This is a genomic window from Parabacteroides sp. TM07-1AC (assembly GCF_003480915.1).
Lineage (GTDB): Bacteria > Bacteroidota > Bacteroidia > Bacteroidales > Tannerellaceae > Parabacteroides > Parabacteroides chongii.
In genome coordinates this window covers 109,599-135,379 of record NZ_QUKD01000003.1, presented here as the reverse complement: position 1 = coordinate 135,379, position 25,781 = coordinate 109,599, and the positions used below count along the sequence as shown (strand labels likewise).

The following is a 25,781-nucleotide window of genomic DNA, read 5'->3' as shown; positions in this document are numbered from 1 at the left end:
ACGATATGAATATAAATACGATAACGGCCGTTTACTTTGTCGGAGCCGGAGGAATCGGGATGAGTGCCCTGATCCGTTACTTTCTTTCCAGGGGAAAGCAGGTAGCCGGATATGATAAAACACCCTCCGACCTGACCGCCCAGCTGAACCGCGAAGGTGCCGTTATTCATTACGAAGATAACACCTCCCTGATACCGGATGCTTTCAAGGATCCGGCACAAACCTTGGTTGTCTATACGCCGGCGGTTCCCGAATCGCATACGGAACTGACCTATTTCCGTCAGAACGGTTTCGAGGTTATGAAGCGTGCCCGTGTATTAGGTGAAATAACTAACTGTTCGCGCGGGCTTTGTATCGCCGGGACACACGGAAAGACAACGACTTCTTCCATGCTTGCCCACCTGCTGAAACAATCGCATGTCGATTGCAATGCTTTCCTGGGCGGTATCCTGAAGAACTACGGCAGCAACCTGATGCTTTCCGATAAAAGCGACCTGACCGTTATCGAAGCCGACGAGTTCGACCGTTCTTTTCACTGGCTGACTCCCTATATGGCTGTGATCACCGCCGCCGATCCGGATCATCTGGATATTTATGGTACGGCAGAAGCCTACCGCGAAAGTTTCGAGCATTTCACATCGCTGATCCGTCCCGATGGCTGCCTGGTCATGAAGAAAGGCATTGATGTGGCACCCCGCTTGAAAGAGGGCGTGAAGCTCTATACCTACACTGGAGCTGAAGATCTGTCAACTGTCAACTGTCAACTGTCAACTGACAAGCCCGACTTTTATGCTGAAAACGTCCGTATCGGCAACGGTGAGATCTGGTTCGATTTTGTAGGTCCTGATATCCGCATTGCCGATATCCAGTTGGGTGTTCCTGTGAAAGTAAACATAGAGAATGGTGTTGCCGCCATCGCTTTGGCATGGATGAACGGCGCAACGCCCGAAGAAATAAAGAAAGGTATGGCTTCTTTCGGAGGTCCGAAACGCCGTTTCGATTTCCACCTGAAGAAAGACAATATCGTCCTGATCGACGATTATGCCCACCATCCTGCCGAACTGGCAGCCAGCATTCAGTCCGTAAAGGAACTCTATGCCGGACGCAAAGTGACGGGAATCTTCCAGCCGCACCTATACACCCGCACACGCGACTTTGCGCCTGACTTTGCCGCCAGCCTGTCGCTGCTGGACGAACTGATCCTGCTGGATATTTATCCTGCGCGGGAAGAACCTATTCCGGGGGTTACTTCGGAAATCATATTCGATGCTGTCACTATTCCCGCCAAAAAGCTGATCCGCAAAAGCGAACTGCTCGATCTGGTGGAGAAAGAGGCGGATACGTTTGAAGTGGTATTGATGGTCGGTGCCGGTGATATCGACCGGTTGATCGAACCTGTAAAACAAATATTGGATAAGAAATTGTGATTCGTATAGTTTCCATAGTAGTAGCTACACTGTTGTCTTGTTACATCGTGTTTGTCGCCTTCTTCTTTCAGGATATGAAGCAGGACAAGGTATGCCAGGACCTCCAGGTCGTGGTAAAGGACAGTCTTGACAAGCATTTCGTGAGTGAGAGCGACCTGGTGTCGATTCTCAAAAAGGCGGATCTGAACCCGATCAAAAAGCCTATGGATGCGATCAACACCGATAAGATAGAAACGGAACTGAAAAAGAACGAAATGATCGCCCGTATTGAAGCCTATAAGACACCTTCGGGCATTATTAAGCTTGAAGTTGAGCAGAAAATTCCTATCTTGCGTGTGATTAGCTCCAGAGGGAACTTCTACGTGGATAACCTCGGCACCACGATGCCGGTCAGTTTCCGTTATGTTGCCGACGTTCCTTTAGTAAGCGGATATGTCGAAAAAGAGCTGGCGGTAACCGACTTATACAAATTTGCATTATTTTTGCAGGAGAATGAGTTCTGGAATAATCAGATCGAACAGATTTATGTTCATCCTGATAACGAAGTGGAACTGATTCCCCGGGTGGGAAACCACCGTATTGTACTGGGCTCTTTCGCCGATTTCGAGGAAAAGCTGGATAACCTCCGCCTCTTCTACGATAAGGTCATACCTAAAACCGGCTGGGAGAAATACAGTATAATTAATTTAAAATACAAAGATCAGATTGTTTGTACTAAAAGATAGATGATATGGCATACACAGACTTTATAGCAGCCATCGACCTTGGCTCTTCTCACATGGTCGGTATGGTAGGAACGAAGGGCCCGACGGGGGCACTCTCGATTATTGCCTACGAAGTTGAGAACTCCGCTACCTGTATACGAAGAGGATGTGTATATAATGTGGAAGAAACGGCGAATAAGATCAAACGGCTTATCCTGAAGCTCGAAAATAAACTGAACGGCGCGAAGGTCGCTAAAGTGTATGTCGGCATCGGGGGGCAGTCGCTGCGTTCTATCGACCATACGGTTCCACGTATTTTGGGGACCGACGGCGTAGTGACGGAAGAAATTATCAAAGGTCTGTATGAAGAATGCTGCAATTACCGTCCGGACATGCTGGATGTGCTGGCGGCAGTTTCTCCCACCTATGTTTTAGACGACAAACCTGAACCCAATCCGGTAGGTATTCCCTGTACCCGGATTGAGGCACGCTATAAGCTGATTGTCGGACGGCCTTCGTTGAAACGTTATGTGGTCAACAGTATTGCCGACCGTGCCAAAATAGAAATTGCCGATATCGTTGTCTCCCCGCTGGCTCTGGCCGATGTGGTGCTGACCGACAACGAGAAGGACCTGGGCTGTGCCCTGATCGGTTTCGGTGCCGGGGTGACTACACTGACGGTCTATAAAGGCGGACAGCTGGTCAACCTTTCCGTCATTCCTTTCGGCGGTAACCTGATCACCCGCGATATCACCAGCCTCCATCTGGTGGAAGCTGAGGCTGAACGCGTGAAACTGACTTACGGCAGTGCCCTGATGGAGAAAGACAACGATCTGAGCATCCAGGTAAGTTCAGCCGACGGCATGGGACTGCGTGAGGTTAAACTGGCGGATCTCAATAATGTGATCGAAGCCCGTATGAAAGAAATCCTCGAAAACGTATATGCCCGTCTCGAAGCGACCGGCCTGATGAATTCGCTGGGTGCCGGTATCATTATCACTGGTGGCGGTGCTGCCTTGAAGAACCTGCCTGAAGTGATCCGTGAACGCCTGAAAATGGATGTTCGCTATTCTGCCGTACGCAAAGGCATCGTGGAAAGCGGTGAGATGATCGCCAACAATCCCGAATACGCCGTAGCTGTCGGTTTGCTGGCAAGAGGAACGGAAAACTGTGCTCTTTATATCCCGCCTAAAGTAGAACCGATACCGGAGAAGAAGGAAGAAGAGCCTGTCGTGGAAGAACCTAAGAGAGTTCCCGAACCACCCAAGAAGAAACCGGAGAAGAAAAAAGGTCCCGGTCTGTTCGGACGGCTGACCAAGGGAATAGATACGTTTGGCAAGAGCCTGTTTGACGACGAAGACGATATAAAGTAAATCAGCGAATGGATTAAAACCGGAAGACAATGGACGACACAATATTAAGTTTCAATTATCCGACAGATACTCCTAAGATCATCAAAGTAATTGGTGTAGGAGGCGGTGGTGGTAACGCGGTTACCCACATGTACAAAGAAGGTATACATGATGTTACATTCGTTCTGTGTAACACAGACAACCAGGCGCTGAACCGTTCGGACGTGCCGGTCAAAGTGCCGCTGGGCCGTAATATCACCCAGGGACTGGGAGCCGGAAACAAGCCCGAGCGGGCCATGATGGCTGCCGAAGAAAGTATGGAAGATATCCGCAAGATGCTGAGCGACGGAACCAAGATGGTCTTTATCACTGCCGGAATGGGTGGCGGTACGGGAACGGGAGCTGCTCCGGTCATTGCCCGCATCGCCAAGGATATGGGAATCCTGACCGTCGGTATCGTCACCATACCTTTCGTCTTTGAAGGCGAACGCAAGATCATTCAGGCCCTGAACGGGGTGGAAGAGATCAGCAAGAATGTGGATGCCCTGCTGGTGATCAACAACGAACGCTTGCGTGCCATCTATTCCGACTTGACCATGACGAATGCCTTCGGGAAAGCGGATGATACGCTGACGATTGCCGCCAAGAGTATTGCCGAGATTATCACCCTTCCAGGTATTATCAACCTCGACTTTGCCGATGTCAATACCACTATGAAAGACGGTGGCGTTGCCTTGATGAGTAACGGTTTCGGTGAAGGTGAAGGCCGTGTGCGCCAGGCGATCGAAGATGCGTTGAACTCTCCGTTGCTGAACAATAATGACGTTTTCAACGCTAAGAAGATATTGTTCAACGTTTCGTTCGGCGAAGAAGCGGAACTGCGTATGGAAGAAATGAACGATGTGCACGATTTCATGTCGCGCTTCGGACGCGATATCGAAGTGATTTGGGGTACGGCTGTCGATACGACATTGGGATCGAAAGTGAAGATGACGATCCTGGCTACCGGTTTCGGAATGGAAGACATTCCGCAGATCGCCGAGAAACGTCAGATCGAACAGGGTCGCATGACCGAGGAAGAGCTTCGCCTGGAAGAGGAACGCCTGAACAAGGAACGTGCCGAAAAAGACCTGATCGACAAATATTACGGTGCTTCCGGCCAGCGTATGCGTCGTGTGGCTGCTCGTGCCAAAGCGGTCGTACTGACGCAGGATGAACTGGACGATGATGCTTTAATCGCCTTGATTGAAGATAATCCTACTTATAACCGTGACCCGAAAGTGATCGCCCGTGCCCGTTCGAAAGTACAGGGCAGTGATATTCCGGTATCATCGGCCACTGCAACGGCTCCGTCGGCTTCGCGTCTGGAAGGAAAGAAACCGGATACCGGAGGTAAGCAGGTGATAAGTTTCCGATAATTTTTAATAAGCAATTAATATATGGATTTGTTTGAAAGAGTCAGCGAAGACATTAAAAACGCAATGAAGGCAAAAGATAAGGTTGCCCTCGAAACATTGAGAAATGTAAAGAAAGTCTTTCTGGAAGCTAAGACAGCTCCGGGAGCCAACGATACCCTGACAGATGCCGATGCTACGAAGATGATCCAGAAGCTGGTAAAGCAGGGCAAGGATTCAGCAGAAATCTACACCCAGCAAAACCGTGCAGACCTGGCGGAAGCTGAACTGGCGCAGGTAAAGGTGCTTGAAGCTTATCTTCCGAAACAGATGACTGCCGAAGAACTGGAAACAGAAATAAAAGCGATCATCGCCCAGGTAGGTGCCGCTGGTCCGAAAGACATGGGTAAAGTAATGGGCGTTGCTTCCAAAGCTCTTGCCGGTAAGGCGGAAGGACGTGCTATTTCAGAAACGGTAAAACGGTTACTGAATAGCTAAATAACTCGGCTATTACAGGTTCATTTGCCGTCAGTTGAAGTTGACGGCAAATGAATCTGTATTTGTAAATCCTTTTTGATAACAGGAGATAACTCACCCTGATAGAACTTACCACCATGATAACCTTTATCTGTTGCCTTGCAGCTCTTATTGCAGGCTATTTCATCTACGGTTCTTTTATAGAACGCATCTTCGGGATTGACCCATCCCGTAAAACTCCGGCTTACACGCATCAGGACGGAGTCGATTATATCCCGATGTCCTCCTGGAAAGTCTTTATGATCCAGTTTCTGAATATTGCCGGACTGGGTCCGATCTTCGGTGCCATTATGGGGGCGAAGTTCGGTACAGCCTCTTTTCTGTGGATCGTGTTGGGTACTATTTTTGCCGGAGCCGTCCACGACTATCTGGCGGGAATGCTTTCACTGCGTAACAACGGGGAGAGCCTGCCGGAGATCATCGGTCGTTATCTCGGTCATAATTTCAAACAGTTCATGCGTGGCTTTACCGTGATTCTGATGATCCTGGTTGGAGCCGTCTTTGTGGCAGGGCCGGCTGGTTTGCTGGCAAAACTTACACCTGAATATCTCGATGCTACCTTCTGGATATTTGTGGTCTTTATCTATTATATCCTGGCAACGTTGTTGCCGGTCGATAAAATTATCGGAAAGATTTATCCGTTGTTTGCCGCTGCCCTGTTGTTTATGGCTGTCGGTATCCTGGTGATGTTGTTTGTGAATCATCCGCCGTTGCCGGAATTGACCGACGGACTGACTAACAAACATCCGGCAAATCTGCCTATTTTCCCGATTATGTTCGTCAGTATTGCCTGTGGTGCGATTTCCGGATTCCATGCCACACAAAGTCCGCTGATGGCCCGTTGTATCAAGAATGAAAATATGGGACGTCCGGTTTTCTTTGGTGCCATGATAACCGAAGGTATCGTTGCCCTGATCTGGGCTGCCGCTGCAACTTATTTCTATCATGAGAATGGGATGGGAGAGAGCAATGCGGCTGTTATTGTAGACAGTATAACAAAAGAGTGGCTGGGAACGGTCGGTGGTGTACTGGCTGTCCTGGGAGTTATTGCTGCACCGATCACTTCCGGTGATACGGCATTCCGCTCTGCCCGTTTGATTGTGGCAGATTTCCTGCATAAAGAGCAGAAAAGCATGTCGAGCCGTCTGATGATCTGTATTCCCCTGTTTATCGTGGCAATCGGTATATTGCTTTACAGCCTGAAAGATAAAGACGGTTTCGATATGATTTGGCGCTATTTTGCCTGGACAAATCAGACGTTGGCAGTGTTTACCCTTTGGGCATTGACAGTCTTTTTGGCGCGCTCTAAAAAGCTTTATATCGTTACACTGATCCCGGCATTGTTTATGACTGCCGTTTGCTCCACTTATATCTTTGTCGCTCCGGAAGGATTGGGCATGGGTGTTGCTGTTTCGCAGGCGATTGGCATCGTGATTACGGTGATTACATTGGTTGCTTTTCTTTGGTGGAAGAAGAAACAATCTGTTTAAAAACGAAACCCCGGCGGAAAAACCGTCGGGGCTTGTTTTTATTAGAGGGGATCTATCCCTTAGAGAACCTGGATACCTTCTTCGCGGGCCTGTTCTTCTCCGGAAGGAGTGATCAGTTTGTAACCCTTACCGTGGATGTTGATGATTTCGATACCCGGATCATCTTTCAACAGTTTACGAAGTTTGGTGATATACACGTCCATACTACGGGCATTGAAGTAGTTATCGTCTACCCAGATAGTTTTCAGTGCATAGTTACGTTCCAAAATTTCGTTGGCATGAGCACACAACAGGCTCAGCAGTTCGCATTCTTTCGTTGTCAGCTTTGTTACCTTGTCACCGATAGCCAATGTTTGTTTCTGAGTATCGAACAAGAAATTACCCAACTTGTAGAAAGGAATGTCTTTCATCTTCTTACCTTTCACACGGCGCAGGATCGCTTCGATACGAAGCAACAGCTCTTCCATGCTGAACGGTTTTGTCAGATAATCGTCGGCACCGATCTTGAAGCCTTCCAGGATATCTTCCTTCATTGTCTTGGCAGTAAGGAAGATGATTGGAATGTCAGGATTTATAGAACGGATTTCCTGCGCAAGAGTGAAACCGTCTTTTTTCGGCATCATTACGTCTAATACGCAAAGATCATATTTGCCTTTGGTGAAACCTTTGTAACCAGCTTCTCCGTCAGAGAAGAGATCAGTTACATAACCTTTTGCCTGTAAGTATTCTCTTAATAGCATACCCAGGTTTTCGTCGTCTTCACAAAAGAAGATTTTCAGTTTTTCTTCCATAACTAACTTTTTATAAGAGGTAAAGTAATAATAAATTTTGTTCCTACATTTCCCGGACCCAACTCGGCACGGATCGTACCTTTATGGTCCTCGATAATTTTACGGACGTAAGCAAGTCCCAGGCCGAAACCTTTTACGTCGTGTACATTCCCTGTCGGCACGCGGAAGAAGCGGTCGAATACTTTTTTGAGGTATTCTTTCTTGATTCCGATACCATTGTCTTCAACAGCGATCAGCAGTTTGCCGTTGTTGTCGTTCCAGGTTCTTACCATCAATGTAAGGGGCACTTCCGGACGACGGTATTTCACAGCGTTGTCCATCAGGTTGAACAGTACATTGGTGATGTGCATTTCATCCACATAGATGGCCGAATCGACTGCCTGCAAGTCTACGTCGAGCGTACCATCGTACTTTTCGACTTTCAGGGCGAAGGTGTTCGCTACGCTGATCACCAGGTCGTTTGCATCCACTTCCTTCAGTTTGAGGGCTGCTTTCTGCCGTTCAAACAGCGACATTTGGAGCACTTTCTCAACCAGGAAGCCCAATCGCTTCGTTTCATCATTGATCACGCCTGATATATGTCTGAATACATCAGGGCTTTTTGTTATATCTGAGTCTTTCAACATCTGTGCCGCCAGAGAGATGGTGGAAACCGGAGTTTTCAGCTCGTGCGTCATGTTGTTGATAAAGTCATTCTTCATTTCTGACAGTCTCTTCTGGCGGAATACGATATAGATGGTAAAGATAAACGTTATCAAAAGTATCAGCGAGAAGAGTACTGACGGTACAATAAATGTTACAGAACTTGAAATATAGTCACCCTTTGTCGGGAAATATACTTTCACATAATTCTGCTTTGAAGGAGGATCGTTCGGGAACAATACGTACGTAATTATATCAGACGCAATAGGTTCCTTCTTTATTTCTCCACTTTGGTACACTTTTTTGCCATCTTTGTTAATAACAAAAAAGATGAACGGCAGGTTCAAACCATTGTTAACAAATTCAGTTTTTAAGTAATTATTCAGCTTCTTAAAGTCGACACGCTCCTGGATCGGTTTCTGGTTGGGAGTGTTCAACAGGTTCAGAAGAACCAGCTGCATCAGGTCACCCTGGTATTTCAGACGATACTTCAGCGATTGCTGCAGGTCGTGGGAAGTACCGACGATATTATTGGCTGCCTGTTTTTTGTCGAGCGATGAGAGCGGCCGAAACTTTTGGCTAAAACTATGCAGATGTTCTATTTGCATAATATTACCGTCAGCATCTTTTATATTCAGCTTTTGTTGGCTGATTGCCTGCGTGATCTCTTCCGGATTCTGGCTGTTACGCAGATAATTGTTATCTTCCCGCCTGAGATCTTCCTCCAGATATTCACGCGTTTCATCTAGCTCCAGGTTTTTTGAGACTTGGTGCAGGCTTCTTTTGACTGTTTCATTGAATTGCTCGCTGCTCTTTTTGAGTATGATGCTCACGTACTTAACCTGTAGGAAAAGTAAACCGGCAAACGCAAAAGCCATTACAACAGCAAGTAACCAAATCGTAGATTTCCTCATTCCAAATACTTTCTCTTTTTAACAGAACAAATAACGCTCATTTTAGTTTAATATTCACACAAAAAAGGTAAAAATCGCACGCTATTTTCCTTAAAAATAGTTTAGTTGCTAATTCGGTGCTATCTTTATTCCCTTTGAAAACAACGGTTTATATTGATAATTACCACTTCTTACATGCGTTTGTTAATTCGCTCCTGTGTATAAAAACATAATTATTGATTATTTTGTTTCAACTTATGCAAAAAATATGAATTTTGCAGGAGACCGATTTGCACGCAGGTGTAGAATAATATATATGTATAACGAATGCTGATGTCCGATTATTTTATATAAGGGCAAACAACATGCTGGTTAAGTACTTGAAACTTCTTAAAAACTTATGCCGAATGTATTCAAATTTAATTATTAGCTATATCTTTGCTGCTGACAAGAGTTATGCAAGATGGCACAAGAAGGTATTACACAAATTGATGTAAAACAGGTACTGCAACAGAAAGCGCCCTCAGTGGCGGGAAAGATACCGGGTTTTATTGTCAATTATCTGATCCGTACCATTCATCAGGATGAACTGAATGATATTTTAACCCGTTATCATGATAAGGATGGGGTTGATTTTATGCAGGAGCTGATCGGTTATTTTGACCTGACCCTGGATTTGGAAAACGAGGAGAACATTCCGGCGGAAGGCCGCTATATCTTTGCTTCCAATCATCCGTTGGGAGGTCTGGACGGTATCTGTCTCTCGGCAGTGATCGGTCAGCATTATGACGGCAAAATACGTTACCTTGTGAACGACCTGCTTCTCTATTTGTCAAATCTGAGATCTATCTTTGTACCTATCAATAAACATGGTTCGCAGGGCAAGAACAATGCCCGGCTGATTGACGAGGCATATGCTTCCGACAATCAGATCGTGACATTCCCCGCCGGACTTTGTTCGCGTAAGATGAATGGAAAAATACAGGACACTGAATGGAAGAAGTCCTTTATCCAGAAAGCTGTCGAATATAAACGGGATATTGTTCCGGTGTATTTCGAGGGAAGAAACTCCAATTTCTTCTACCGGCTGGCGAATCTGCGTAAGAAATTAGGTATAAAGATGAACTATGAAATGATTTATCTGCCGGACGAGATGTTCCGGTCAAAACATAAAAAGTTCCGTATCCATTTCGGCAAGCCTGTTCCGTGGCAGACTTTCGACAATAGCAAGAAGCCGGCTGAGTGGGCCGAATGGGTGAAAGAACTAGCTTATAATCTCAAGAAAACATAGACTCTATTTATATGCAAGACATTATTAAGCCGATTGACCGTGCCCTTTTGAAGTCGGAGTTGACAAAAGAAAAGAAACTCCGCAGCACGAACAAGTCAAACAATGAGATATACATTATTACAGCCCATGATGCTCCTAATGTGATGCAGGAGATCGGACGTTTGCGGGAGATTGCCTTTCGTTACTACGGCGGGGGAACAGGCTGTCCGGTAGATATTGACGAGTTCGATACGATGGAGGATGCTTATCGGCAATTGATCGTCTGGAGTCCGGAAGATGAACAGATTTTGGGCGGTTACCGCTTTCTGTGCGGTTCGGATGTCAAGTTCGATGAGAACGGGAAGCCGATGCTGGCTACATCTCACCTGTTTAATTTCTCCGAGAAGTTTAATAAAGAATTTCTTCCTTATACGGTCGAGCTGGGACGTTCTTTCGTAACACTGGAATATCAGTCTACACGTGCAGGTGCCAAAGGATTGTTTGTACTGGATAACCTATGGGACGGACTGGGGGCTTTGTCGGTGGTCGATCCGAGCCTGCAGTATTACTTCGGGAAAGTGACGATGTATAATACTTATAATACGGAAGCACGCAACATGATCCTTTATTTTCTGGGAATGCATTTTCCGGATACGGACAAGCTGGTCACTCCGATGTACCCGCTGGAAACAGATACGGATATCGAGAAGATGAAAGAGTTGTTCCGTTATGATAACTTCAAGGACAATTATAAGGTATTGAACCAGGAGGTTCGCAAATTCGGTATCAATGTTCCACCGTTGGTTAATGCTTACATGAGCCTTTCACCGAAGATGCGCGTATTTGGAACGGCCATAAACCATGAGTTCGGTGATGTGGAAGAGACAGGTATCCTGATTGCCATCAATGAAATTTTGGAAGATAAGAAAAAACGCCACATTGAAACGTATCTGAAAGAGGAAGCCCAAACGGCTGACCTGATACGGAAAACGGAATAATGTGCCAATTTAGAAATAATTGAACTGTCCAATAAAATAGGAGGGTTTGATTATTGCAGGTTTATTTGCCGTCTGCTTTAGCTGACGGATTATTAAATGCCTATTTCTTTGACTTTAGTCCCATTTTAAACAATCTCTTTATGTTAAGAGAAATGTGGCTAAAGCCAAAAAGGAAAAACAACTTGTAAACCGTCAGCTAAAGCAGACGGCAAATAAACCTGTAATAGCGAAATCTCTTTAACTATGGGATAGTTCAAAACTGACAAGAGTTGAATTATTCCTCCCTCTCTTGTTCTTTTTGTTTCCTCCATTCTTCAGCAACCTCCACCAGCGATTCATACCATTCGGCACCGAACTTGCGGGTGAGCGGTTCTTTCAGAAACTTATATAAAGGGAGTTTTTCCTTTTGTCCTAATATCTCTGCTGCTTTACATATTTTCCAACGGTCGTAGTTTACGGCGCGGAAGTCCTTGTATTGGGTGACGCGCACCGGATACAGGTGGCAGGATACTGGCTTGTAGAAAGACAGTTTGCCTTCGCGATATGCTTTCTCGATGGCACATTTGCAGGTCCCGTCAGTATCGTAGCAGGTAAATACACAGTCCTTTCCGTTGACGATGGAAGTGACGATGTCGCCTTCGCAGTCGATATAGGCAACGCCTTGCTTCTTAATGATGGCCTGTGCTTCGGGAGAAAGGTCGTCCCAGATGACCGGAAGTGCCTTTTCCAGTTCGGCTATCTCGCTTTTATCCAGCGGAGCACCGGAGTCGCCTTCTACGCAACAGATACCTTTACATTGGGCAAGGTCGCAAATGAAATTGGCTTCAATCAGGTCTAAGCTGACCAGCGTGTCGTCTATTTGAATCATTTCGGTTTAGTTGACAGTTGACAATTTAGTTGACAGTTGATAGTTGACAAGTGACAGATAAGAAATGACAGTTAACAATTATCCCCTCCTCTTTGTGGAGTAATAACTGTCAACTGTCACTTGTCAACTGTCAACTAATAAAAGTTGTTATTTAATCAAAGATTTGCCAGTCATTTCTTTCGGCTGCTTCAATCCCATGATGTGAAGGATAGAAGGAGCAACGTCTGCCAGGATACCGTCTTCTACTTTGGCTTCTTTGTTTTCTGTTACGTAAACGAAAGGAACAGGGTTCAGCGAGTGAGCCGTGTTCGGTGTACCGTCTTCGTTCAGAGCGTGGTCGGCATTACCGTGGTCGGCGATGATGATCACTTCGTAGTCGTTAGCCTTGGCTGCTTCAACGGTGTCGTTCAGACAAGCGTCGATGGTTACGACTGCTTTCTCGATGGCTGAATAGATACCGGTGTGGCCTACCATGTCGCCGTTTGCATAGTTACAAACGATGTAGTCGTATTTCTTTGTATTGATAGCTTCTACCAGTTTGTCTTTCACTTCGAATGCACTCATTTCCGGTTTCAGGTCGTAAGTCGCTACTTTCGGAGACGGAACCAGGATACGGTCTTCACCATCGAACGGAGTTTCGCGTCCGCCGTTGAAGAAGAAGGTAACGTGAGCATATTTCTCTGTTTCGGCAATGTGCAACTGTGTTTTGCCAACGGATGCCAGAAATTCGCCAAGTGTATTTTCTACGTTGTCTTTGTCGAACAGGATATGGACACCCTTGAAGCTCGCATCGTACGGAGTCATACAGAAATATTGCAGGTTAGGAATAGTCTTCATTCCTGCTTCCGGCATATCCTGCTGAGTCAGAACGACAGTCAGTTCTTTGGCACGGTCGTTACGGTAGTTGAAGAAGATAACGACGTCGCCTTCTTCGATAGTAGCTACCGGCTTACCGTTTTCTACGTGTACGATCGGTTTGATGAATTCGTCCGTTACGCCTTCTGCGTATGATTCTTCCATGGCTTTTACCATGTCTTCGGCAGGTTTACCAGTTCCGTTCACGATCAGGTCGTACGCTTCTTTCACACGTTCCCAACGTTTGTCACGGTCCATTGCATAGTAACGGCCGATGATGGAAGCGATCTTACCGCCTGTTGTTTTCAGATGGTTTTCCAGTTGTTCGATGAAACCTTTACCGCTTTTCGGGTCAGTGTCACGACCGTCCATGAAGCAATGAACGTATGCTTTGTCCACTCCGTATTCTTTCGCGATATCAGCCAGTTTGAACAGGTGTTCCAGTGAGCTGTGTACACCACCGTCGGAAACCAGTCCCATGAAATGGATCTGTTTGCCGTTTTCTTTGGCGTAGCTGTAAGCACGTTTGATTTCCGGATTGTCGAGGATTGTATTCTGACGACAGGCGATATTGATCTTCACCAGGTCCTGGTAAACGATACGGCCTGCACCGATGTTCAGGTGACCTACTTCCGAGTTTCCCATCTGTCCGTCGGGTAAACCTACGTTTTCGCCGGAAGCCTGCAACTGAGAGTTAGGGTATGTTTTCAACAGATAATCCCAGTACGGAGTGGGAGTGTTGTAGATTACATCATCTTTACCACGGTCGCCGATTCCCCAGCCATCGCAGATCAATAAAAGTGCTTTCTTGCTCATGATTGCCTTATTTATATAGTTTATACTTATTAAATATCTAATACCGGGCGCAAAGATAAGCATTTCTACCGTAATATTATTTCCCTTTAAAGTATTACTTTTGTGGTAAATATGGAAAAGAAGATATACTACAACGATCTGGGAACCATCCTTCTCCGTACTACCCCGCGAGCAACCCGTTATACGCTGAAAATATCAAAGGGAATGATCACCGCCACCATGCCGGAAGGCGGCGATGAAGGACGGATGCTGTCTTTTATCGAAGAGAACAGGCAGAAGCTTCTCACGGCTTTGAAAAAGCATCCGGCACGCCCGTTGCTGGACGAGGCGACGCAGTTGCAGGCAACTACTTTCCGCGTAGAAATATTCCGTACAGACCGTAATAACTATTATATGACCTTGAGGGATGGGATACTTCGGATTGCTTGTCCGGCGGCAACCCGTTTCGAGTCCGATAAAGTTCAGGAGATTTTGAAGGATTTGTTGGAGAAAGCGCTTCGCCACGAGGCTAAACGATTACTTCCCGACCGCTTGATGGTACTCGCTGCCCGATATAAATTTACTTGTGCGGGTGTACGGATCATGAACAGTAAGACCCGGTGGGGAAGTTGTAGCACGCGCAAAACAATCAATCTCTCCTTATCCCTGATGTTGCTCCCCTGGCATCTGATCGATTATGTCCTCCTTCACGAACTCTGCCATACGGTAGAGATGAACCATAGCGACCGCTTCTGGAAACTACTGGACGGCATAACCGACAATAAGGCGCTCGCCTTACGGAAGGAGTTGAAAGAATACCACATGCTGTGATCTGTCGTATCAGTCTACTATGTGACTAATCCTTTGTACCGAACTATATGTTTTGCCACAGTGATGGCAGAGCCTTGCCATGCAAGTGGCAATCTTCTGCCATCACTGTGGCAGAGTTGTGCCATCACTGTGGCAGAGTTGTGTCATCACTGTGGCAATACTCTGTCATCGTCATGGCAAGACTGTCATAACGGTGACAAAGCTTTGTCGGTTTACTGCGCCAGGGAGAAGCGGAGGGCAACACCGTAGTTGGAGTTGCTTGTCGGATAAGCAGCGTTGGAGATCAGCGGCTCATTGATCTGCAGATCGTAGAATGCACGAAGTGTCAACGCACGGCTCAGTCCGTAATCGGCAGAGAACTGGATTGTTTTGGCAACGTTACCGCTGGTGGCCTGTGTGAAGCTGTCTTCGATCTTACGGATCAATGACTGCATCTTGTTGTACGAGAAGTCCAGGCGCACGGTCAGGTCATTGCTAAAGTCACGTGTCTTCTTCATCTTCAGAATCTTGTTGAACTCGGCAAACTTGTAACCCAATCCGATCGTGTACTTATTGGACAATGCCTCTACGATCTGATAAGACGATATGTTCAGGTTCAGATTGCGTGTAGTCGTATAGTCCGCACGGATCGTTATATTGTTCAACATCGTTGCATCCACTCCCAGCAGCGGGCTGAAACTTTCGGTCAGGCTGACAGAAGAGATGGAATAGGGTGAAGAAGGGATCGGCTTTTCGGAAGCATTCTGTATGAATCCGAGATTGTCGCCCAAACCGGCATCGACCCAGGTAGAATAGGTTTCGTAAGCACCTACGTTATATGTACAACGATATTGATGGCTCAGCATAACCGTCTTGAAGTATTTCTTGATGGCAGGAATACGGATCAGACCGTCGTATGTGATACGCCAGTTCGGCAACATGCTGCGCAGAGCCGGGAACGGTGAATGCGAAATCTTGTTCGGGTCTTTCCCTGTATAAGCAGCCAGGAAAGCCGGGATCAATACGTCGCCGGAGTTGCGGCTGACGCCCTGTTCGTTGTTGCTTCCCGGATTGTAAGGTTGTCCTCCGTATCCGTTCTGCCCCAGGAATCCTCCGGACGGATAGTTTGTTCCGGCATACCGGTTTTCCAGTCGTTGGGCTATGATCTCACGGTTCTCGATGAACTTGTCGAACGATTTGGAAGAATAGTTGTTTTCAGCATTACCGATACCCTTGAAGAAACTGCCCAATGCGATAGTCGTCATCGTGAAGTTACCTCCGGTCAGTTCCGGCATGCCGGAATACATATATTGTATATCGGTGCTGCGGGTGTCGACACGGTTGGCATTCAGGTCGATCTTCAGTCCGGTGATCGGTTCCAGGTTCGCCCGTATGTTCAGGTTCTTGGCACTGGTCATGACTGCCGGATTGATGTTATTGGTGTTTTCGATCAGCCAGCCACGGTCTTTGGCATCGTAAAGGAAGTCGCGGTTGACGGCTCCGAAGGCAAAACCAAGACCCGGAGTCAGACCGAACGGTGAACGTCCCTGTCCGAAGATATCGCCGATCATCGGGGAGAAGCCCGGCACCGACATACCGGCAGTAGTCGCATACTGGATGTTGACGCGGCGCACCATCATCAGGAAGCGGCTGGCATGTTCGGCAGCTTTGTAGAGGAAGTCCTCCGTCGCTTTCGGACCCGGCTTGATCGTCAGTTTCAGATGTGCCGTATCCTGGTTCAGGATCATCACCTGTGCATAGTTGATCGGCTTGTATTTGATGGCATAGACCTTGCCGTCGGCTCCGCGGGCAGTGATGCGTACCTTCTTGGTAAACATACCGTGCTGGACGACTGTTCCGCTATCCATATTCAACTGGATATCTTTCTCCAGCTTGATCTCTTTCTTTTCTTTCTTCTTGGCAGCAGTACGGGTGGCGGAGAACTTCTGATTCACTTTCTTCAGGAATTTGTTCTTGTTGTAAAGTGACTGGAAGTTGAGGCTTCCCTGCCAGTCTATCTGGCGTTGGTTGGTAATCGTGTTACCGAGTTCATATTCCGTATCGGTGACGGCTCCACGATCCCAGTTGTACTGTGCGTTGTAAGTGATGGAACTGTTTACCCAATCCATCACCGGGATATATTGCAAAGGCATATTCCAGGTAACATTGAATGTCTGGTCATATTTCAGCGGCGTACCCAGGTCGGCAATGCTCTGCTTTACGGAATCCTTCCAAACCTGATATCGGTCGGGAGCCAGTTCCTTGTTGACCTGTACATACGGCTCCTCGATCCGGGCGTTCGTTCCGGAGGTGAAGGTCATGTTCAGGTTATTCGTGAAGTCCCAGCGCAAGCTGAAAGCGCGGTCCCAGTAGAACTCGGAGCTGAAAGTTACTTCCGGTTTGTATCCGGTGTTCTCCAGGTCGCGCAGCTGCATCTCGTTATAATTGCGCATCATGGCAGTCTGGAAACTAATATTCGACGGCAGATAGTTCAAGCTGAACTGCTTGATATAACGGGTGTATCCGTTGTTCTTCTTTATCTTTTGGAACGGACGGAACGGCTTCGCATACGGTGTATAGTTGTAAGCGAAGTTACCACGGTAATCCTTTGTCGTTTCATACTCCGTTTCCGAATTTTGTCTTTTCGTCTGGCTGAAAGAATAGCCTACCGAGAAGTTTGCCGGGTCGTAAGGCATCGGAGTTTTGCTACGGATGTCTGCCCTTACGTTGTTGAACGAGATGCTCTTGACAACGGTCTGGTCGATAGCGAAACTCTTGATGGAGTCTTTTTCGGCCTTTGTATCGACAGCATCCAGGGCATCGTTCAGTTTGATATCCTGGTCGAGCGGATTGTATTTGGCTTTCGTCTGATCTTTCGAGTATGCATAGTACATCGGTATGCTGACCTTCGCCTTTTCCGGGAAGAACTTACCCCATTCGATGTTGGCTGCCACGTTATACTGTGTAAAGTCGTCGATGCGGCGTTCGGCGAGTGACTGGTCGAGGGCACCGAAGCCGGCTGTTTCGATACGACCGCCGACATTCACGGTTGCCAGGTCGGATACGGCTACGTTGAGGTTGGCATTGGCAGCCCAGCCGCCTTCTTCGTTAAACTCACTCAGACGTAATTCGTTCACCCAGATTTCACCACTTCTGACATCGTTGGAACCGTAGTTGCGGACACCGATCATGATCGTTTTTACCTCCGACAAGCTCGGGTTACCGATGATACTGACTTTATAGCCTTCACCGGTTTCTGAATACACCGTATTGAACGTAATTCCCTGCTCGCCTGCCCGTTTCTTTTTGTTACGGTTCAGTTTGAGATTGGTCAATAGTTCAAGAGGGAAGTCCAATGTGTTATAAGTAGGATTCCATACATCTTCAGCTGTATACGCAGCTTGGTTCGGTTGGGTTACTTTCTGCGGAACCTCATATTCGTAATAGTTATTCTTATAATCAGAACCCAAACGAATGAATACAGACAGATCACCATCCGCCAGCGGTGTGTATTTATCGGCGCTGTCAGGCAAAGCTTCAGCATGGGCAAACAACTGCAACCGTTTGTACTGGCGCAGGTCGTAAGAGGTCGTTTTATAAACGGCACGTGCATCCCGAGGGGCCAATTCCGTTACCTTCAAAGAGAGCGCCTGCTCATTTTCCCGACGCAGCTGAGGCTGGCTCGGGTCTGTCTGACGGCTGACTCCCGGAGGGGTTACATAAGGAATCGGTGTACGACGGCTGTTTTCCTCTATATTCACAGAAGAGACTTCGAGCGAACCGTTGACTCTTGGCGGCACTTTCGGATCGGATAGATCCTGTTCGTAAGAACGCCATTCACCGCGTACGAGTTCAAACGTTCCGAAACGCAGGATGGTCGGTTTGCTGAAATTAGTCATATACATACGCATGAAGCGGATGCTCTTGAAATCACTGATGGCTCCGACGGAGCGATTATATTTCTTTACTGGAATCTTGAAAAGATACCAGGTTGCCGGATCTTTCTTCTGTCCTCCGTCGTTATCCCCGTTGGGTATTTTAGGGTAAGTTATTTTCTTATCCACGATGAAGTTCTTTCCTACTTCCAGATCATCCGGATGAATAGATACTTTGTATTCAAAATACTTCTCGTTCTTGTTCATCGTGTTGTCCTGGTTCAGGTCTTCCACATCCGGATTCTTGGAAGCGGAGGTGTCGTAGCGTTCACCGGTAGTTCCATTCTCTGCAGAGTTGCCTTCGGTTCCGTTGTAACGCTTGTAACGTTCCAGAATACTGACACTGTTATCATCTAACTCACGACCACGGAAATAGCGGTATTTATCTGTCCCCGGGTTCATTAACGGAGAATAGGGGTCTTTTTCCATTTCTCCAATGACTTCAGGTGTCAGCTTGCCTCTGAGCTTATCCATAAACTCCCGGTAAGCAGGATAGTCCCGTTCTTCCTCAGCCGACAAGCCGTTGAGTCCGACATCCTGCCGGGCACGTGCACCGGCGGTATTATCGAATGCATAGACTGTACTTTGCTGCTTCGGAACAAGTCCCCAGACCGTAGAGTCGATCCGGCTTCTGTCCCCGTCGATAGGCAAACCGTTTTCATAGAACTTCTTACCATCTTTCAACACATCTTCCGATATTTCACCCAGGTTGAAATACAAGTCACCGCCTTTGATTATTTCACCTTCCCGTTCTTCGTAGATATAAGGGTCGAGCATCCAAAATTCAATGTATTCTATGTTGGCAGTCTCGAAATCGCTTTGATCGATCTTCCGCATGATACCACCCCAACGTTGTTCCGGGTTCTGCAATGTACCGTCTGAATTGACCAGATCGGCATCGAGGTTATACGGACCACGTTCGTTCGGATAATAAGCGAGGTTAAGAGCCTGTATCGTACTCGTTTCATTGTAACCCTGGTCTCTGTCGGGGAACAATTCATCTACATATACGGCACGGACGTAATGGTTGGATAGTTGCTCTTTATCATTACGGATATGCTGAGGTGCCTGACTGGAGTTCCTGCGTGTGAATAATCCGTCGACATAATACCACGCCAGCAAAGCACGGTTTTTACCATAAGTGATATCGTTTGTCCGGTCGGCTTCCGGGAAGAGAGCTTCGGGACTGTTGTCCCAGGGCACACTGGCGAGCTTCCACGGATACGGGTTCAACAGGTCGAAACCGCTCTGCGTAGACTCGAAATCGTCCAGATAAGAATAACCTCCGGTATATTTGTTTTCATAATGTCCGGCTATCAGGTGGGCAAATTCACCGGTGAATGCGATTTGGCTGGGCTTGGTCAGATTCAGCAGCGGCAGTTTGTCGAATGCGTTTGTCAGCCACTGGCTTTCTGTCTTGTAGGCAATATTGAATCCCCACAGTGTATTGTTGATGGACTCGTCGCCGAACGTCGTCTTTGTCGTCAGCGGCATTTCCGACATATGCATAATGGTGGCCCCCAACGAGAAGTCGGGATTGAACTGGTAGTTGAGGTCGAGCCCCATCATCGTCTTTCGCTGCATATTATAAGCCGTCTGGTTTTCCAGCGAAACGCTTACAGGGGTTCCGGCGGCAATGATACTTTCGTTCAGGATCGTTACAGTTCCCGAAGTATAATTGACCGTATAATCCACATTTTCCGTCAGAGTGGCACCAGCAGCCGTAACGCGAACCGAACCACGTGCCACATTGCTGGCTCCCAATTGTATCTCAGAGGCGGAAGAAGCCTTATATTCACCACGCATGATGAATTTATTCTTTTCAGCGATCTGGCGGGCGGCAGTCTGCGTTGTATCGTACAGTTCCTGGAATACGTACTTGTCTGCGACAGCCGGACTGACATATTTCACCAGCTTTTCTTTCAGGCTGGAACCGAAAGGCTCGATAGAGGGGAAGATAACCCTACCGGTAGCCGGTTGTACGGTGTATCCTTCCACAAAGTCGAAATAGCCGTCCGGATGCTTTTCGTTCTGTTTATTCAGGCGGTCTGCTCCCATCAGACGTATCCAGACCTGTTTGTTGTTTGCACTTTCCGGCAGATAGTTGATGTAAGTACCGGTCGTATCGCTTTGATAAAGAACGTCGAGGCGGAATTTGTCCTTTTGAACGGAATAAGCTCCCAGCGAATAGATGTTTTTCATCATCAAGTCCCAGTATTTCATGGGAGGAGACATGTTGACACCCTTCAGCAACTTCACGTAAAGACAGTTGCTGGGATTGGTCGGGTCGCTGTCAGAGAACTCGCCGACTCTTCCCGTACGTTTGGTTCCGGTATTGTCCGTGTATTCATATTCGTAGGCAACAGCCAGTACCTGGCTTTCCTGTAGGCTCATATTCAAAGACAGATATCCCAGTTGTTTGTCGTAGGTATATTCGGAGTTCGGGTCCAGCAAACGGGCACTTTCCACTTCTTCGTATTCGGAACCTCCGGTGAAAGCCTTCAATACGTTGTCCACCTGGCTGATCTGACGGGCACCGGCAAACTCTGTGATCATCCGGTTGTATAAAGAGTTGGCACCATTGGCAGGTAGTTCGCTGTTAGGTATTGTTGCCGGAAATTCATTGTTGTTATAGATATATTCCCTTTTATTTTCACCTATATCCGTGAACGCAACGATATTACGTGCCTGGTCATAGTTACCTCTGTTGTTGGTAACCCATACTTCCAGACGTGTGATGTTCACCTTGGATGAAATCTGCGGCAGATTGGCAACGGAAGCGTCGTAGTTGTTACGGAAATAGTGCGCCAGGAAGAAGTGGCGGTTCTCATCATATTCGTCGATCTTCAATTCGAAGTCTTTTGTCTGTACGCCCCCTTTGGAATTTACCGTCTTGGATTCGGAGTTCTGTTGTGCAAACAACGCGTTAACCCTCAGTTTACCGAACTGAAGGTCTGCTTTCATACCGAACAGTGCCGCTCCGCCGTTGATCAGTGAATTGCTGGTCGTCATCGATACGTTACCGGCTTCCAGTGACTTGATGATTTCATCCTCTTCACCCGTATAAGCCAGTTTCAGCTTCTTGGAGTCGAAGTCGAAAGAAGTCTCCGTATTGTAATTCATATCGAAGTTTACTTTCGAACCGACGGAAGCCTGCACATTCAACTGCACGCTTTCGTCGAAGTTGAAGATGGTGTTGCTTCGGGCACGTTCAGGCAGTGAAGGGTCTTTGGTACTGTTACGCTTTAGCCCTAGCGTAACTTCAGCCGATCCCTGTGTCCGTACGCGTACGCCGCCGGGACCGAATATCCGTTCTGCCGCACCGATACCGAACTGCATATCCGCCAGGTTGAATTTCTTGTCCGCTTCTTTCTGGAACTCTTCTTCGTTTTTCTGCCGATAGTAAGAACGGAGCGACTGCAGCATGCTGTATTCCTGATACTCTTCCGGGCTCAGGTTGATCGGCGTAGTCAGGTCCTTTTCACCCAAGCGGGTACGGACTACATATCGTCCGGTATTGATGTCATATTCGACAGCAGTCTTAACGTTCTCCGGATCACGTAAATCCATCGGTGACCGTTTGGACAGGTCCTCAAAGTTTTCCGGTACGGTTTTGGATACCGGATAGCGGGTTGCCGGGACTGTATCTTTCCCATCGGGCATATCCTGCCCTTCGAGTAACTGAATATCCGGCAACTCAGCCGTATAAGTCAGGTAATCGGCATTCAGAGAGAACATACTTGCCCCGAATAGCAGTATAACACATCCAATAATATATGTAAATGTTTTCCTTGTCTTCATTCTTACTAATTGTCAACTGTCAACTGTCAATTGTCAACTATCAAAGCATTCTGAGTGCACTTTTTATCACTTGTTCTACAGCCAGCATCGGCGAGCTTTTCAGTATTGAACTGACTACCTTTTGCGAAGCAGCCTTCTGGAATCCCAACATCACAAGAGCGGCAACCGCTTCTTCGGCAACCGCACCGTTTCCACCCGCGACAGGAGCTCCTGCACCTGCAATCGTATCTCCAGCCTTCACCTTGTTTTTCAAGTCGACGAGAATGCGTTGTGCCGTTTTCTGCCCGATTCCTTTTACCGAGGTCAATGCTGTTTCATTCTTGTTGGCAATTACCTGGATCAATTCGGCGGGAGGAAGAGAAGACAAGATCATACGTGCCGTATTAGGACCGACACCGGATACCGATGTCAGCAATAAAAACAACTCGCGTTCAGCCTTTTGGGCGAAACCAAACAAAAGATGGGCATCTTCACGTATCACTTCATATACGTAAATTTTCCCGGTAGGTTTCCCGCTGAAAGCGCTGTATGTAGTCAGAGATATGTTAAGTCCGTAGCCAATCCCTGCACATTCGATGATCATCTGTGTGGGAGTAAGCTCTACGATATCCCCCTTAATATATTCTATCATTTTGCGTCTCTTCTAGTTATTCGTATCTATTATAACGTAAATATACTTAAAAGCGTATATCCGAAGGGAAATAAATTTCGACTTTATGCGGGAGTTCTGACCGCCTTTTGCCGGGACGAGAATCGTTTCTCCGGCAGGAAACTGTAGTTTCTTTGGCAGAAAAACATAGTTTCTTCAGCAGGAAAACATAGTTTACCCGGCAGAAAACAAAAGTTCCGTCGGCTAAAACTACTCCCTGCCCGGGAACTCCGCCGTGAAAGTCTCGAAGCATCCGCGGTCTTGCAGTGTGACGAAGCAACGGCGGTTGTCAGGACCTCCGAATGTGATGTTCGACGGTTTTTTTCCTTTCAGTTGTATTTCGCGGATCAGCTCCCCTTTCGGATTTATAAAGGCTACCGTTCCTTTTTCGTAACGGCAGAGATACAGGTTGCCTTTTACGTCGCAACGGATTCCATCCATACCGAAACCCTCGAACGTATGGAAAAGTGTCTTGTTACTGAGCGTTCCGTCCGGCTTGATGTCATACACCCATACTTTGAGCTGTGCAGACTCGTTCACATAAAGTTTTTGACCATCGGGACTGACATCGATGCCGTTGGTCGTTCCCATATTACTTTCCAACAAGGTGACTTTGCCGTCGGGAGTGATCAGCCAGAGCTGTCCTTTCTTGTTCGGCCAGTCCGGATCGCTGGCATACAGGTTACCGTTGGGAGCCAGGGCGATGTCGTTGGGCTGGTTCATCTTCGGTTCGTGGGCATAAACGCTAATCTTCTTGGTTTTCATGTCGACCTTCAGGATGTTGTGGCCGGTATAATCAGCCACCAGCATGTCACCGGCTTTGTTGAACCGGATGCCGTTGCCCGTAGAGCCTTCGGGAAGTGTCACGAAGCATTCGTGCGATCCGTCCGGACGTACAATGCCTATGGTGCCCTCTTTTCCGTAGTTGACGGCATACAGGTTGCCGGCTTTGTCGGTGGCAGGACCTTCTATCCCGTTGGTGAAAGTACCTTCCGGCAACAAGTCGGTCGTTTCCCGCGCGGCGGGAGTCTGTGCCTGTGCCGTTATTCCGATAAACAGGCAACTCATGATTGTAAGAAGCATCGTACGTGTTTTCATATCTGCTATTTGTTTTATTGTTTCCAAAACCCCGGAACAAGTAATGTCAATACGGTGAATATTTCCAAACGTCCTGTCATCATCAGGAAAGAAAGGAACCATTTGGATACGACCGGAACTTCCGAGAAGTTATCGACCGGTCCCAACTTACCCAATGCCGGCCCCACGTTACTGATAGCGGAAACGGCCGCCCCGACCGATTCCTCGAATCCCAGCCCGTCGAGCATCAGCACGATGCAGCTGATCACGATCAGTGACATGTAGGCAAAAGCGAAAGCCAGTACGCGGTGAACAATATCTCCGGATACGATATGCGAATCCATCCGCACGGGAATGATCGCATGCGGGTGAGTCTGTTTCTTAAATTCATTGAACAGGTTTTTGGAAAGGATCACAAAGCGTCCCATCTTCAACCCTCCGCAGGTCGAGCCGGCACAACCGCAGATGAACATCAGTATCAAGGCGATCATCCAAAAGAACGGTCCCCAGGGGATATAGTTCTCAGTGGCAAATCCGCAGGTCGAAACCAGCGTCACCACCTGGAATGCCGCCTGCCGGAATGCTGTGGGGAAGTCGGAAAAGAATCCCTGGTACATAATCCAGCCGGTCGTTACTCCCGTCATGATCAGGACAAACCAAAAGAACCAGCGGAACTCTTCATCGAACAGCAGCTTCTTCACATTTCCGTTCAGACAGAAATAAATCAGGGTGATATTGGTTGCCCCGATAAACATGAATATGGTTATAATATATTCTATATACGCTGAGTTCCAGTAAGCTATACTGGCATTTTTGGTGGAATAACCTCCGGTAGATATGGCTGTCAGTGCATGGTTCACAGCGTCGTATAAATTCATCGGCCCTGCCCATAATAAGCCAACCAACAGTATCGTCAGGAACATATAAACACCCCAAAGGCGCTTGGCCACCTGTGTCACACGCGGGCGGAACCGTTCATGCGTGATACCCGGAGTCTCGGCGTTGAACATCTGTGTCGCGCCGCCTCCCAGGATAGGCATCAAGGCGACGGTAAACACGATCATGCCGATACCTCCCTGCCATTGAGTCAGGCTGCGCCAGAACAGGATACCTTTCGGCAATGCTTCGATATCGGTAAGTATGGTCGATCCGGTGGTTGTAAAGCCGGACATCGTTTCGAAAAAGGCATCCGTCACATTGTCGATATAACCGCCCAGATAGAAAGGCAGCATTCCCAGTAACGAGAGCAATATCCAGGTGAAAGTAACCGTCAGCATCCCTTCCCTGCGGCCTGCCGTGTATTCGTTGGCACGGAAGCCGATAGCGTAAAGCGATACGCCGACCCCGAACAAGATTCCGCTGGACAGGAGTAACGGATAGAAATCGCCCCCTTTATACAGGAAAGCAACCACTACCGCCATCAGCATAAACAGCGTTTCGAGGATGCACATCATCCCCAGCATCTTTATTATGAAACGTATATTCAGTAACAT

The 25,781-nt window shown here is 47.5% G+C and carries 17 protein-coding genes; 9 read left to right on the top strand and 8 right to left on the bottom strand.

All coding sequences use genetic code 11. From position 1 onward, the window contains the following. Positions 1-5: 5 nt before the first annotated feature. The 6 genes from murC to DXD68_RS08340 all read left to right on the top strand — a co-directional run bounded on the left by murC (position 6) and on the right by DXD68_RS08340 (position 6,904). Positions 6-1,427, top strand: coding sequence for a UDP-N-acetylmuramate--L-alanine ligase (murC, locus tag DXD68_RS08365; RefSeq protein WP_122361198.1), 1,422 nt, complete (start codon positions 6-8; stop codon positions 1,425-1,427). Beyond that, positions 1,424-2,152, top strand: coding sequence for a cell division protein FtsQ/DivIB (locus DXD68_RS08360; protein ID WP_122361197.1), 729 nt, complete (start codon positions 1,424-1,426; stop codon positions 2,150-2,152). Before murC ends, DXD68_RS08360 begins: the two co-directional genes overlap by 4 nt. 5 nt (positions 2,153-2,157) lie before the next feature. Further along, a complete protein-coding gene (gene ftsA / locus DXD68_RS08355) occupies positions 2,158-3,504 on the top strand; it encodes a cell division protein FtsA (RefSeq protein WP_122361196.1) in 1,347 nt (448 codons plus the stop codon). Positions 3,505-3,533: 29 nt separating this feature from the next. Then, positions 3,534-4,901, top strand: a complete 1,368-nt coding sequence (gene ftsZ, locus DXD68_RS08350; protein WP_122361195.1) for a cell division protein FtsZ — start codon at positions 3,534-3,536, stop codon at positions 4,899-4,901. A gap of 21 nt (positions 4,902-4,922) precedes the next feature. Beyond that, entirely contained in the window at positions 4,923-5,375 is a 453-nt protein-coding gene (locus DXD68_RS08345; RefSeq protein ID WP_122361194.1) for a GatB/YqeY domain-containing protein, read from the top strand. A gap of 116 nt (positions 5,376-5,491) precedes the next feature. Next, positions 5,492-6,904 (top strand): carbon starvation protein A, encoded by a 1,413-nt coding sequence (locus DXD68_RS08340; RefSeq protein ID WP_122361193.1) that lies wholly within the window; start codon positions 5,492-5,494, stop codon positions 6,902-6,904. Between the two features lie 59 nt (positions 6,905-6,963). On the opposite strand, the gene DXD68_RS08335 is transcribed toward DXD68_RS08340, so the two are convergent. Together DXD68_RS08335 and DXD68_RS08330 are read right to left on the bottom strand one after the other, a co-directional pair. After that, on the bottom strand, positions 6,964-7,695 hold the full coding sequence (locus tag DXD68_RS08335) for a response regulator transcription factor (protein ID WP_005861388.1): 732 nt from the start codon (positions 7,693-7,695) through the stop codon (positions 6,964-6,966). 2 nt (positions 7,696-7,697) lie between these two features. Then, entirely contained in the window at positions 7,698-9,251 is a 1,554-nt protein-coding gene (locus tag DXD68_RS08330; protein ID WP_122361192.1) for a sensor histidine kinase, read from the bottom strand. Positions 9,252-9,693: 442 nt separating this feature from the next. Between DXD68_RS08330 and DXD68_RS08325 the strand changes: the two genes are divergently transcribed. Together DXD68_RS08325 and DXD68_RS08320 are read left to right on the top strand one after the other, a co-directional pair. Next, positions 9,694-10,521: a 1-acyl-sn-glycerol-3-phosphate acyltransferase gene (locus DXD68_RS08325; RefSeq protein ID WP_122361191.1), complete on the top strand. Its 828-nt coding sequence runs from the start codon at positions 9,694-9,696 to the stop codon at positions 10,519-10,521. A gap of 11 nt (positions 10,522-10,532) precedes the next feature. Continuing rightward, positions 10,533-11,498: a GNAT family N-acetyltransferase gene (locus DXD68_RS08320; protein ID WP_122361190.1), complete on the top strand. Its 966-nt coding sequence runs from the start codon at positions 10,533-10,535 to the stop codon at positions 11,496-11,498. 274 nt (positions 11,499-11,772) lie between these two features. Here DXD68_RS08320 and DXD68_RS08315 read toward each other — a convergent pair whose 3' ends face one another. Next, positions 11,773-12,366 (bottom strand): DUF3109 family protein, encoded by a 594-nt coding sequence (locus tag DXD68_RS08315; RefSeq protein ID WP_122361189.1) that lies wholly within the window; start codon positions 12,364-12,366, stop codon positions 11,773-11,775. 147 nt (positions 12,367-12,513) lie between these two features. Continuing rightward, positions 12,514-14,037, bottom strand: a complete 1,524-nt coding sequence (gpmI, locus tag DXD68_RS08310) for a 2,3-bisphosphoglycerate-independent phosphoglycerate mutase (protein ID WP_122361188.1) — start codon at positions 14,035-14,037, stop codon at positions 12,514-12,516. A gap of 111 nt (positions 14,038-14,148) precedes the next feature. Here gpmI and DXD68_RS08305 point away from each other — a divergent pair, with 111 nt between their 5' ends. Continuing rightward, complete coding sequence (locus tag DXD68_RS08305; RefSeq protein WP_122361187.1) at positions 14,149-14,847, top strand: M48 family metallopeptidase; 699 nt, start codon at positions 14,149-14,151, stop codon at positions 14,845-14,847. Positions 14,848-15,059: 212 nt separating this feature from the next. Here the strand turns inward: DXD68_RS08305 and sprA are convergent, their stop codons facing one another. From sprA to DXD68_RS08280, 4 genes are all read right to left on the bottom strand, one after another. Beyond that, on the bottom strand, positions 15,060-22,562 hold the full coding sequence (gene sprA / locus DXD68_RS08295) for a cell surface protein SprA (protein WP_122361185.1): 7,503 nt from the start codon (positions 22,560-22,562) through the stop codon (positions 15,060-15,062). Between the two features lie 40 nt (positions 22,563-22,602). Continuing rightward, on the bottom strand, positions 22,603-23,193 hold the full coding sequence (gene ruvA, locus DXD68_RS08290) for a Holliday junction branch migration protein RuvA (RefSeq protein WP_122361184.1): 591 nt from the start codon (positions 23,191-23,193) through the stop codon (positions 22,603-22,605). A 228-nt stretch (positions 23,194-23,421) separates the two neighbouring features. After that, positions 23,422-24,309: an SMP-30/gluconolactonase/LRE family protein gene (locus tag DXD68_RS08285; protein WP_122361183.1), complete on the bottom strand. Its 888-nt coding sequence runs from the start codon at positions 24,307-24,309 to the stop codon at positions 23,422-23,424. A 14-nt stretch (positions 24,310-24,323) separates the two neighbouring features. Continuing rightward, entirely contained in the window at positions 24,324-25,781 is a 1,458-nt protein-coding gene (locus tag DXD68_RS08280; protein WP_199715594.1) for a TrkH family potassium uptake protein, read from the bottom strand.